The sequence below is a fragment of the Chryseobacterium aurantiacum genome, from assembly GCF_003020585.1.
Classification (GTDB): domain Bacteria; phylum Bacteroidota; class Bacteroidia; order Flavobacteriales; family Weeksellaceae; genus Chryseobacterium; species Chryseobacterium aurantiacum.
In genome coordinates this window covers 910,752-923,099 of the sequence record NZ_PXUE01000001.1, presented here as the reverse complement: position 1 = coordinate 923,099, position 12,348 = coordinate 910,752, and the positions used below count along the sequence as shown (strand labels likewise).

Annotated in this window: 13 protein-coding genes; 5 read left to right on the top strand and 8 right to left on the bottom strand. The window is 35.6% G+C overall.

Annotation, left to right across the window (positions count from 1 at the left end; genetic code table 11):
- Positions 1 to 4: 4 nt before the first annotated feature.
- Positions 5 to 697: an XAC2610-related protein gene (locus C7D53_RS04165; protein ID WP_162926075.1), complete on the bottom strand. Its 693-nt coding sequence runs from the start codon at positions 695 to 697 to the stop codon at positions 5 to 7.
- Between the two features lie 599 nt (positions 698 to 1,296).
- Between C7D53_RS04165 and C7D53_RS04160 the strand changes: the two genes are divergently transcribed.
- From C7D53_RS04160 to C7D53_RS04140, 5 genes are all read left to right on the top strand, one after another.
- A complete protein-coding gene (locus C7D53_RS04160; protein WP_106915108.1) occupies positions 1,297 to 1,626 on the top strand; it encodes a PadR family transcriptional regulator in 330 nt (109 codons plus the stop codon).
- Positions 1,627 to 1,637: 11 nt separating this feature from the next.
- On the top strand, positions 1,638 to 3,359 hold the full coding sequence (locus C7D53_RS04155) for a PspC domain-containing protein (RefSeq protein ID WP_106915107.1): 1,722 nt from the start codon (positions 1,638 to 1,640) through the stop codon (positions 3,357 to 3,359).
- A 314-nt stretch (positions 3,360 to 3,673) separates the two neighbouring features.
- Positions 3,674 to 4,270 carry a 1-acyl-sn-glycerol-3-phosphate acyltransferase gene (locus tag C7D53_RS04150; protein ID WP_106915106.1) on the top strand — a complete coding sequence of 199 codons (597 nt, stop codon included), beginning with the start codon at positions 3,674 to 3,676 and terminating at the stop codon, positions 4,268 to 4,270.
- A 32-nt stretch (positions 4,271 to 4,302) separates the two neighbouring features.
- A complete protein-coding gene (locus C7D53_RS04145) occupies positions 4,303 to 4,731 on the top strand; it encodes a PaaI family thioesterase (RefSeq protein ID WP_106915105.1) in 429 nt (142 codons plus the stop codon).
- A 256-nt stretch (positions 4,732 to 4,987) separates the two neighbouring features.
- Complete coding sequence (locus tag C7D53_RS04140) at positions 4,988 to 5,956, top strand: chorismate-binding protein (protein ID WP_106915104.1); 969 nt, start codon at positions 4,988 to 4,990, stop codon at positions 5,954 to 5,956.
- A 68-nt stretch (positions 5,957 to 6,024) separates the two neighbouring features.
- Here the strand turns inward: C7D53_RS04140 and C7D53_RS04135 are convergent, their stop codons facing one another.
- From C7D53_RS04135 to C7D53_RS04105, 7 genes are all read right to left on the bottom strand, one after another.
- Positions 6,025 to 6,225 (bottom strand): hypothetical protein, encoded by a 201-nt coding sequence (locus C7D53_RS04135; protein WP_076352749.1) that lies wholly within the window; start codon positions 6,223 to 6,225, stop codon positions 6,025 to 6,027.
- 4 nt (positions 6,226 to 6,229) lie between these two features.
- Positions 6,230 to 6,832 (bottom strand): MarC family protein, encoded by a 603-nt coding sequence (locus tag C7D53_RS04130; protein ID WP_106915103.1) that lies wholly within the window; start codon positions 6,830 to 6,832, stop codon positions 6,230 to 6,232.
- 44 nt (positions 6,833 to 6,876) lie between these two features.
- Positions 6,877 to 8,616 (bottom strand): BatD family protein, encoded by a 1,740-nt coding sequence (locus tag C7D53_RS04125; protein WP_106915102.1) that lies wholly within the window; start codon positions 8,614 to 8,616, stop codon positions 6,877 to 6,879.
- Positions 8,616 to 9,359, bottom strand: coding sequence for a tetratricopeptide repeat protein (locus tag C7D53_RS04120; RefSeq protein ID WP_106915101.1), 744 nt, complete (start codon positions 9,357 to 9,359; stop codon positions 8,616 to 8,618). The genes C7D53_RS04125 and C7D53_RS04120 overlap by 1 nt, the downstream gene beginning before the upstream one ends.
- Before the next feature lie 100 nt (positions 9,360 to 9,459).
- On the bottom strand, positions 9,460 to 10,467 hold the full coding sequence (locus C7D53_RS04115) for a vWA domain-containing protein (protein ID WP_106915100.1): 1,008 nt from the start codon (positions 10,465 to 10,467) through the stop codon (positions 9,460 to 9,462).
- Positions 10,467 to 11,459 (bottom strand): VWA domain-containing protein, encoded by a 993-nt coding sequence (locus C7D53_RS04110; RefSeq protein WP_106915099.1) that lies wholly within the window; start codon positions 11,457 to 11,459, stop codon positions 10,467 to 10,469. Before C7D53_RS04110 ends, C7D53_RS04115 begins: the two co-directional genes overlap by 1 nt.
- Positions 11,452 to 12,348, bottom strand: coding sequence for a BatD family protein (locus C7D53_RS04105; protein ID WP_106915098.1), 897 nt, complete (start codon positions 12,346 to 12,348; stop codon positions 11,452 to 11,454). Before C7D53_RS04105 ends, C7D53_RS04110 begins: the two co-directional genes overlap by 8 nt.

Genomic DNA, 12,348 nt, shown 5'->3' with positions numbered 1-12,348 from the left:
ACTTTTATTTATTATATTCTTCTGCTGGATATACCTTCGTTTTGGTAACCCATTTATTATTTATTTTTTCTTGTGTGATCACCTTTACATATTTTTCATCACTCATATCCTCTTCTTTTTCAAGCACCTTATCCAGTCCCTTATTTGGAATTACTCTATATTCCGTAGTGAAAAAATTACAACACCCTGATTTTCCATAGCAAATCAAACGTTTACGAACAGGATCTGTTTCAAAAAGATCAAAATAACTGGATGCAATGTCTGTAAGTTCATTACTCTTTACAAAGGCCATCCTTGTCTTGTTGAACACATATACATCATAGGACGCACTGCTATAATTACCAAGATTTCCATTTCTTATCGCTATGTCCTCCGTTCCGTCAAAATTGAAGTCATCAAAAACCACAGGGCTTTGTTCCTTTTTTAGCTGAATCATTTTTCCCGGCTTCGGTTTTTGATCATTTTCAAAACCTAACACCAGATTATCAGAAATAAAAGTCTGCACCTTGGCATTTTTATTATCAAACAATTCTATCGTTCCTTTACCCCTACATCCGTCTTGATCACAGTTTTCAATATGAATAACCGCTTCATAATTTTTAGAGGCATCTTTTACCTCAAATTGATATTGCCCGTAACAGACAGGACCTAATAAAATAAAGGCAGATAAACCTTTACAATAATTTAAAATATTCATGGTAATAATAAATGTGAATTCAACTGTTTCTGTAAAAATCTCCTTAACAAAAATACGAATCCTGAGAGCCACCTCAAAATTCGCACAGCATTATATGTTAGAATATGAAATCAGGCATCCGGTTTTTAGGAGCTGTTCCCGCTATCCGCTTATACTCCTCGCTCCAATCCAAATCCCAAGCATGCTGTGGGGTAACCGCTCCTATCGGGGCTATGAGATCTCAATGTAAATATACTATCACTGTATATCAATTGATTCCAACTGTTATACAATATACTCACTGCAACAAAATCACTAAGATTTTCATCCTATTCAAAAACAATACCCAGGTTATTTCATTAAATTTCTCTCCCCAAAGCTGTCAAATTCTAAGGTTAAAATCCACTATTTTGCATTGAAAATGATTTTCTTAAAATTTGAATTAAAAATTATATAACTGATTATCAATTGATTAAATTATTTATTTTAAAAACTTCACTACTTTGTATTGCATAATACCATTTTATTTACATATCTTTGTAATGTAAAATTAGAATAGGCCCAACTAGCTAGGGGTGTTTTTCTAAAAATATATAACTAATTAACAAAACTTATCAAAGATGAATACTGAAAATACCAAAGCGCAAATGCGAAAAGGGATTCTGGAATTCTGTATTCTAAGTCTCATCAATAATCGCGAAATGTATGTTTCCGATCTTATAGATGAACTGAAAAAAGGAAAACTGGATGTAGTAGAAGGGACCCTCTACCCTCTCCTTACAAGACTTAAAAATGGAGAGTTTCTCTCCTACAGATGGGAAGAATCTACAGGGGGACCACCCAGAAAATATTATCAAATCACAGAAAAAGGGAAACTTTTCCTGGATGAACTTTTAAATACCTGGAATGAGCTAACCACCTCAGTAAACCAAATCACCCAACAAAATTAAAAAACAAAGCTATGAACAAGACACTCTCAATAGGACTCGCAGGTTTTTCTTTTACCATAGAAGAACACGCATATATAAAGCTCAGCGATTACCTGAACGCCCTAAGAAGCTCATTGGATGCTTCTGAAGCAGATGAGGTAATGCATGACATAGAAATAAGAATGGTGGAGATTTTCAGAGATTCTCTGGGAAAACGTGAAGTGATAAACGATACAGACGTAGAAAAAGTAATCGCACAGATCGGAACCCCTGAGAAAATTGAAGAACAGGAAGAGGCTTATTTTTCTGAAAAAAATACAACTAAAAATACAAACACAGGAAATAGTTACACAGACAAAAAACAATTGTTTCGTGATCCTGAAAAACAAAAAATTGCCGGAGTTTGTGCAGGTTTAGCTCAATATGTAGGAATGGATATTACTGCTATGAGAGCCATCTGGCTAGGAATTTTCGTCTTAGGAATCTTCACAGCAGCCATCTCTTCTTCATTAATAGGACTTCTATATGTAATCCTTTGGATCGTGCTTCCAAAAGCTGAAACAGCAGCAGATTTCCTGAAAATGCAGGGAAAGCCTATGAACTTCGACAATCTTAAGAATGAGTCTAATAAATTGGTACAATTTGCCAATGAATCTACTCAGAGGGTCGGAGAAATCTACACAGAAAACAAACCTTACATCAACAATGCCGGAAGCGGTATCTGGAATGTATTCAAGTACATCGTAGGAGGATTCTTCGTATTGATGGCGGTAGGAAGCATTATCGGAGTATTTGTATTGTTTGGACTTTTCGGAATGGATACTGATTTTCCAGGAGCCAACCAAATAAGATTTTATATGGATGATAATGGTCTGGATAAGGTACTGGCAGCCATTATGGTAATTGGAAGTTTAATTCCGGCTATTCTTTTCAGCTTATTAAGCATCAAAATCTTCTCTCCGAAAACCAAACTTAGAAATATCGGATGGGTAATAGGAGGTTTATTTCTTCTTCTAATTGGACTGGGAACTTACTTTGGACTTAGCATGGCGAAGAAAAACCTGATCTACAAGGGAAGCAAGGAAGATACAGAAAATGTAGCCATTAATACAACCTCTGATACCATCTATGTAGACATAAAGCAGGTAAGCATTCCGCAAAACTACAAGGCTTATGATGATGATATCTATTCTGACAAAAACTCAGTATATGAAGAAGATTATATCTCTGTAGAAGTAACAAGAAAACCGGATGTAAAAACGCCTTACTTGATCATCAAAAAAGAAGGAAACGGATATAACTATCCTCTTCAGCTGACTGTTCCTGTAGAAGTTGTAAACAATAAAGTTATACTTCCTAACTACATCAAGTATCCTTACGATCACAGATTCAGAGACTATAGAGTAAATTATGAACTTGTAGTTCCTCAAACAGCTGTTGTAATTCCTTTGAAAAAAGACAGAATTAATTTCGATGGAGATTTGGATGGAGACGGTATCAATGATGATGATCAGGACAACGACGAAAACCACCACGGTGTAAGAATCGAAAAAAATAAAATCACAGTAAATGGTTCTAGCATAGAATACAATTCTGATGATAAGGACAGTATCATTATCAATGGTAAAAAAGTTCCTAATAACCAGGCTAAGAAAGTAATTGATTCCGTAGCATCCGATATTAAGAAAATAAATAAGGATGTGGACATCAAAATTAAGGACGGAAAAAACGAAATTTCCATACAAACTAAATAATTAACTTTAGAGAGTGGTAGAAGATGTGAATGGATGGCAACCGTTTGAAATTCACATCCTTCTTCTCTCAAAAAAGTGAAAAAACCTAGTATTTAGTTCTCTATGTGAAAAAAAAAGTTTAATTTCGTATAGTTAAAATTCAATAACCAAACAACCAAAAACACACTCTTATCATGATACAATTTGCAATGGAATTCGTAATGAAAATCGTAGATTTAATCAACGGTTTGTTTTAAGAGCAATAATATTTCAATATATTTGTAAAAGTATAACCAATAATTGGTTATACTTTTTTTGTTTTTAATTCTAAATCTATGAAAAAGCTGATAGGCAAACTGATGTTAAAATTATTAGGATGGAAGGTCGTTCTGCAGGGCGATGCGAAAAACCTGAACAGATGCATCCTTGTGGTAGCACCACATACCCACAATATGGAATATATTTTAGGAAACCTTGCCTATTGGTCCTTAGAAAAGCCATTAAAAATAATTATTAAAGATGCCCATACTAAAGCATGGTATGGAAGTGTCGTAAGAGGACTGGGCGGAATTGGTATAGACAGAAGCCAGAAAAATGACCTGGTTAACTTTGTAGCCAATCAATTCGCAAAGGAAGACTTCAGCCTTGTGATCACCCCTGAAGGAACAAGAAGCTGGGTTCCAAAATGGAGAAAAGGTTTCTATCATATGGCCCTCGCAGCAAAAGTTCCTATTGTACTGGCAGCAGGAGATTTCAAAAGGAATATTGTTTATTTAGGTTACACCATCCCTTACGAAAGACTTGCATCCGTTCCTTTTTCAGAGATCATGCAGGAGATTGAGGAATATTATATAAAAAATGATATCGGTCCTAAAATCCCTGCCAACTGGAACCCTAATATTATGGGAACCGGAGAAGAAACCAAAAGCTAGAAATTACGTATTAATCATCTATTCAGTATACAATGAAAGGCCAGACAAAAGAAGAAATATTAGCATTTATCAATAACTGGGGGGACGTAACACTTGCGAAAACCCTTGAAATAAAATTCATCGATATTGATCTCGAAAATGAAACCCTTACCGCTACCATGCCGGTACTTCCAAGAACACATCAGCCTTTTGGCATTATGCATGGAGGAGCGAGTTGTGTCTTGGCTGAAACGTTAGGTTCAAGCCTGTCCAACATCTTCATCGATGGTGACAAATATTATGGAGTAGGAACAAATATTAACTCCAACCATTTGAGAAGTAAAAAAGACGGAGTGGTAACTGCTACCGCACGCTTTATCAGAAAGGGAAAAACCATGCATGTCTCCGAAATTGAAATCAGGGATGAGAAAGGCACCCTTATTAACCATACCACGATGACTAACAACATCATCCTAAGGTAATCAGGAAAATAATATACAAAATTATAAGGCTCAATTTTTTTGAGTCTTTTTTTGTACCAGCCATACCTCTTATTTTTATAAGGTAAATAATAAGTTCTTTGAAAATACTACCTGAAATAAACAATGTTTCATTAAAAAACAGTGCTTTTAATTTTGACATCTTTAAGACTAATAATACCTTTGCAGAAAGGAAAATCAACCTCGGAATTTCCTATATCATTTCCGGCCGGTGATTTTCAAAATCCATTCATAGCTAATGATTTATTTCAAACTTCCCTTCGATGAAGCATTGCATTCTGTAGATAAAGAAGCCCATAAAAATGCTGTCAATTTTTATTCATACAACAGCCTTACACAGGTCAATTTTAATGGAAACATCATCAAAGTTGATCAGGAGGAATTTAATACTGCTACGATCACCAGTGAATCATTAATTAATGACAACACCCGCTTCACTGCTGAAACCAAGGAAGAATATTGCAATACTTTACAACAGGTTATTCATGTTATTAAGGAAAATGATCTTCCCAAGCTTGTATATTCACGCAGGAAGATCTTCAAAGACTTCGATATCATTGATTATAAAGACAGTTTTAATAATCTATGCCAATCCTACCCCAATGCATTCAGATATCTGTTTAATGATGGTGAAAATGCATGGATGGGAGCTTTTTCCGAAGTATTGGGAAAGTTCAATAAAGCAACCCATGAGTTTGAAACCATGGCTTTGGCAGGGACCCTTCCTGTCTTGGAAGAATGGTCTGAAAAAGAAATTGAAGAACAGAAGCCTGTTACCTCCTACATTCAGAATATCCTGAAAAATTATTCAGGGCAAATTGAACAATCCCAAACCTATGATCATATTTCCGGGAATATTAAGCATCTTCGTACAGATTTTAAAACAATCATAAAGCCGGAAGACCTTGACAGAATTATCAAAGACCTCCATCCTACTCCTGCAGTTTGTGGCATTCCAAAAGACTTCTGTAATGAAAATATCAGGAAATATGAGAAGTTTCCGCGTGAGTTCTATGCCGGTTACATTAAAGTTGAAACTGAAGAAAGCGTTCTATATTTTGTAAACCTACGATGTGCAAGACTTTATAAAGATTCGGTGCATATTTTTGTAGGTGGTGGAATTACCGCACAAAGCAATCCTGAAAAGGAATGGATAGAAACAGAACTGAAATCAGAAGCTATTTTGAAAAACCTGGTTATTTCTTAATTCAAAAAAAACAAAAACCCTCTTTCAAATTGAAAGAGGGTTTTATTATCTATTATATAAATATTTGATTATTTTTTTAAACCGATTCTGCTCCAGGTATCCATCACAAAAAGTAGGATAAGACCTATAGCAGCGGCTCCTGCTGAAAATACAAATCTCAGATTATCTTCATCTGCTAAGATATCCGGTAACTGCCAGTTTATAGCATAAAGATTAATGGCCATGAATGCAATAAACACTACTAAAAATACTTTATAAAACTTCTTCATAATTTTAAAAATTAACATAATTCAGCACCAACTGTGCGAAATTTGCGGTAAATAATTTAATGGAAATTGCTAAAAGGATAATACCGAAAACTTTCTGTAGGATCATCAATGTGGCATCCCCGATTTTCTTCTCTAACCATTTGGCTGATTTCAGCACCAAATATACGAAAATTGTATTAAGAATAATTCCGCAAATAATATTAATATCATGGAATTCAGCTCTCAGGGATAAAGCCGTTGTTAAGGTTCCTGCACCTGCAACCAGCGGAAATGCGATGGGAACGATGGATGCGGCCTTTGCTTCTGTAGTTTTATTGATCTCAATTCCTAAAATCATTTCCAAGGCTATGACAAAAATCACAAAAGCTCCGGCAATGGCAAAGGAGTTTACATCCACTCCAATTAGTTTTAGGATCTTATTCCCTACAAATAGGAAAACAATCATAATTGCTCCGGCAGTAATTGCAGCCTTACCAGCTTCAATCTTTCCGAACTTCTGTTGAAGGCTTACTATAATAGGAACTGAGCCGATAATATCGATAACGGCGAAAAGAACCATAAAGCTGGTAACAATCTCTTTAATAGAGAAACCATCAAAAATTTCCATCTCTTTGTAATTAAAAATTTCGCAAAAATATGAAAATAAATTAACTATTTGCTAATTTGTGAATATAAATTAACAATTGTTTTCAAAAGTTCATCAATTCCATCAGCAGATTTAACAGGAGAATATTTCTCCATTTGTATTTTCTGCTGAAGTTTTACATATTCTTCTGCTACTGAAGAACCATTGTGCTTTTCAAGAAAAGTCTTAAACTCCATAACAGAGCCTTGGAAATACTGGTTTCTCACCTCCTGATCCAACTCCTCCAGTGTTGCAAAGAACTTCTCATAATCACCGCTATCCTTAAGATTTTCAAGATAACTGAAATAATCATTGATATCAGTTTTCAATGATTCTCTGATTTCTTTTTCTGTTTCAGCTACTGAACCTAAAGGTTTTTGGGATACGGTTTCCCTAACTAATGTACGTTTTTTTTGCCAAGTTTTAAATAACAGATAGACAATAAATAAGCCTATAAGAATGGCAATATTGGTTAAAAGAATATTCCAGTGGAATTTACTTTTTTCTTTTAGTTTAAATGAGGTCGTTTTTAGAACTGGTGTATCTACAGTTTCCAAAAGAGTATTGGTATACTCATTTACTTTTTCTACTGCAGTACGGGATTCTAAGATCTGATCATGTGAAAAAGCATTCACGGATAATGTTTTTTGTCCCAGATCTACATATTCTTTATTTGCAGGGTCAAAAAAGGCAAATTGTTCTGTCTTTATGGAGATTTCCCCAGATTTATTGGGAACAATCACATAACTGGCAGAAACTTCCCCCTTCATACCTGTAGAACCAGGAGAAACCTTGGACGTAATTTTAGGAGCAAACACCTCATAGTCCGGAGATGCCATAATTTTCGGGATCTCCATATCCGGTAAATTGCCTTCTCCTGAAACCTTAACCACAACATTTAATGGTTTCTTTGCTTCTGGTTTTTCCTTTGAAGTGTTATAAACACTTACATTAAAGTTTCCAACGGCATTTTTAAAGCATTCTGGAGCTCCTTCCGGAAGTTTTCTCACATTAAGCTTCACCTTATTGGAAACAATCTTATTTTTATTAGAATAGGTATTTACTGATGCTGATACTCCGGGAACTTCAACATATCCGGCTTCATTGGGAAATACCATAAACACTGCAAGAACCTGAGAGGCCATGTTTCCATTGCCGGATGGGTCTATTTCAGATTTATTGAAATTGACGGCATGCACGTTGATATTCTCCTGCTGTGGAAGACGGATGTTCTTTACCTTTCGGAGGTTATCCATATTTTTGGAATACACTTTAAGAACGGCAAGGGTTGGCTGATCCTGGTATACTTCCCTGTCCTCAATCTCCATATTCAGATAAACGTCATTGGAAGTAGCGCTGGCCAAGGCCCGCTTATCTACAATATCTCTGATATTAACGTCAAAAGGTTCTGTTTTGTAAATTTTGTTACTAACGGTAACCAGTACTGAACCGATTTTAATTTTTCCTTTTTTCTTGGGTTCAAGAGCTATTCTGGAAACTTTTTGGGTAATCAGTGTATTCGTTGCGGGATCAATGACGGTATTGGTAACTGATCCGCTGCCTATAATATTGAATTTCGAAAGATCCGGAAGCTGAAAACCTGTCTGCTGAACAAGGTCACTGCCGTTCAGTTCCAGAACAATGGTAAGGTTTACAACATCCTTTCCTGCATAGTCAGATTTATCAGCATCAAGGGATAGATTTACCTGTCCGTAAGTAATTACGGATGCTAGAGTAAGCAATATGTAAATCAATTTGTGCTTCATCACCAATCTTTCTCGTTGCTTTCAGGCATCGAATAAGAATTTTTGTTTAAAATTCTTCTGGCGGTTTCTTTTTCTTTTTCGTTTATTTTATCTAGGATTGCATTTTCAAGATTTTTTGGCATTTTGCCCTCATTATTTTGATCTTTCTGAGGGTTATTACCTTGGTCACTTTTGCCTTCGTTTTGTTGACCGTTTCCTTGATCCTGCTTTTGATCTTTGTCTCCTTTTTGATCTTCACCTTTGTTCTGATCATTACCGCCGCCTCCTTTTCCTGAGTTATTCTGCTGGTTCTTCTGTTGTTCTTTTTCTTTTTCCTTTAACTTGGCAATCTCATAGTTTTTTCGAGTTGCCTCACTGTATGGATTCTGCTTCAGAGCCTTTTTATAATAATCTGCCGCTTTTTCCGGCTGGTTCATCTGCATATAGGTATTTCCTAGATTATGAAGAGCTGCTGATTTATCAGGAATTGTTTGTGAAAGCTGTTGTGCTTTTTCAAACTCTGCCTTTGCATCTTCATATTTTTTACTCTTGTACAAAGCGTTCCCCATATTGTAGTGAGCCATAAAATCTTTATCGTTGGATTTTATAGCTTCCATGTATTTTGAGGAGGCTCCATCATAGTCTTTACCATCAAATTTCTGATTGCCTTCATGAACCAATGTTCTATAGTTCTCCTGCCCAAACAACAGGTTTGAGAACGAGAAAGCAACAATTAACGATAAAAATATGATTTTAGTATTCATCACTTGCAAAATTATTCCTTTATATGTTAAGAAACAGGGGTTTATTTGTTAAAATTCGGTTAAAGTAGCTGTTTTAAATCCTTATCAATAATAAAGAAAATTACAAATTAAAATCATTTTTAGGATTAAAAATATAAATTAAAAAGAAAAACAAGATGGATATCGCTAAGAAATACTGATAATAATGATTGGCATTCTGTGATTTTACTAATGTTTCAGATCCTGAAGAATTCTTATTTACAGCATCAATAATCCTGTCTGGGGCTTCATTGATGTTATTTCCATCAATGTAAGTTCCTCCCGTAGATTCTGCCATTTTCTTTAGAGCCTCTGTCTGTCTTTTTGAAATAACGGTCCCTCCGTTTACATCTGTTTTATATCCCATTAACTGGCCATACACATATTCCGGTACGGGAGCTCCTTCTTCTGTTCCAATTCCTACGGAAGTAATGTTTATTCCCTCTTTATTGGCAAGTCTTAGGGCTGCATTATCATTTCCTTCATTATCTTCACCATCACTCAGCAGAATAATCTTTCGTGATCCTTTGCTTACATTTTTGAATTTCTCAACAGCAGCCTGCATTCCTTTCAGGAAATCGGTCCCTTGAATCTGCATAGAATTGGTTTCAATACCACTGATATAAGTTTCTGCAGAATTATAATCCGTTGTTAAAGGCATAATGGAAGTTGCCTGTCCTGCAAAAATGACTATCCCAATCTTATCATTCTTCATTTTCTGCATGGTTCCTATCATCAGGTTCTTTGCTTCAGCAAGGCGACTTGGATCAATATCTTCTGCATTCATTGAGTTGGATACATCCAGCATAAAAATCACATTATTCAGCTTTTGATTGCTTTTCACTTCTTCTGAACCATTCAAGAGATCAATGATAGAGAATATCAGGAATAATGTTCCTAACAGATATAATGCAGGAAAAAACCTTATAAATTTTGAATCTTTTTCAAATAAGTTATCGTGAAAATGACTGGCCGCAAAAATTTTCCTCTTCTTCTTCCTCCATTTTAAAAAACGGATCAAAAAGGAAGCTAACAGCGGCAGAAGCAACAGTAATAACAAATACCAATAATTTCCTAACGACCAACTCATCAGCTTAAAATTTTATAAAATACCCATCTCAATAATCCATCCAGCACCAATACTCCTAAAGCAATCCATAAGAAAATTGTAAAATATTCCTCATAGTTATACAATTTAGAAACTTTTACATCGGATTTTTCTAACTGGTTAATTTCGTCATATACTTCTTCAAGACTGCTGTTTGAAGTTGCTCTGAAATACTTTCCTCCTGTTGCCTGCGCCACTTCTCTAAGGGTATTTTCATCTATGGTAACCTCAGCTTCCGTAAAGATAAGATCTCCAAAAATATCCTGCGAGGTAGGCATCAATGCATACCCATTGGTTCCAATCCCAATAGCATATACTTTTATATTATTGTTTTTTGCCAGTTCGGCAGCAAGTTGTGGCGGAATGGCGTTCTGTATATTACTTACCCCATCCGTCATCAGAATAACCACTTTACTTTTTGCTTTGCTTTTAATCAAATGATTTACAGCAACCGAAAGCCCTTCTCCAATGGCTGTACCTGGCTCCAGTCCTGCAGAATTAAGGTTTTTAATCTCCTCAATTACTACCTGATGGTCTGAGGTAACAGGAACTTTTGTAAAAGCTTCTGCAGCATAGGCAACAACACCTATTCTGTCATTCGGGCGTTTCTGAACAAACTTTACAGCAATATCCTTTAGCGCAGTAATACGGTCCGGATTAAGGTCCTTTGCCAGCATACTGAGAGAAACGTCAATGGACAGCATAATATCAACACCTTTTGTATCGTCCCTGTCTTGGGAAACGGTAAAGGTTCTTGGTCTTGCCATTGCAATGATGAGTGCAGAAAGAATGATATACTTAGATAATTTCAGTAAAAAAAGCACTCCTTGAATTCCGTTGCCGGCCTCCATATTCTTTATGGTAGGCACTTTTACACCTTTTCTTTTCTGTTTACCTGCATCTTTTATAAAAAGTGGTATAAACAGTAGAAAAAGCAATAAAAACCACGGACTGTAAAACTCAAAATCAAACATCCTTTCTTAAGTTTTCAAATTCTAAATCCTTGGATGACCTTTTTACAAAATCCCGAATATCTGCAAAGTCCTTTTCCATGGTAGGCTGATCCGGAAAGGTCTTGGCAAATTTCACCAAATCTCCTCTCAGGAAAACATCCTCAATTATTTTTTCGTTATCCTGAGAAATTGTATTGTTCTTTTTCATGACATCAATAAGATCATCGGTAAGAAGAACATCTGCAGGCAAATGATACTGCGTAGCAATAAAACTTCTTGAGATATCGATCAATTCTACATAAAACGAACGAAAGTTCCCTCCTTCAATATATTTTTTCTTTTTAAGAGACTCTAGCTCCTTTAAGGTTTGATTCGTTACGACAACTGGAGAGCTTTTGGATTTTCTTCCCCATTTTACGATCATAATAATGGCGATAATCAAAGCAATAGCAGCCAATGCCGCCAAAATATAGAATTTGTAGAGTTCCCAATAATCCTTAGCCGCCAGTTTAACTTCTTTGTTCTTCATAATATCATTAATCTGATCAGCTTTCTGGGCTGTATTAATGACATCTATTTCGTAGGGAATTGTTTTAAGAATCTTATCTCCCACTTTAAATTCTAGTTCAGGAATGGTGAATTTCCCTTCCTCAAACACAGCAAATTCTATTTTACGTTCATATGAATTGGCATTTTGGCCGATGCTGTCCTTTGTTTCTTCAAAGTGGAAAGGAAGCAGCTCATTTTTCGGAGCAGAAACCACCTGCTGGTCATTAAGGTTCTCAACTTTTATGACAAGGTGATTAATTTCACCCAGGGCAATGGTTTTCTTTTCTACATTCGAGGATAATATCTGTGAAAAAGCATTCGCACAGACTAGAAAAGATAGTATTAAAAGTATTTTTTTCAA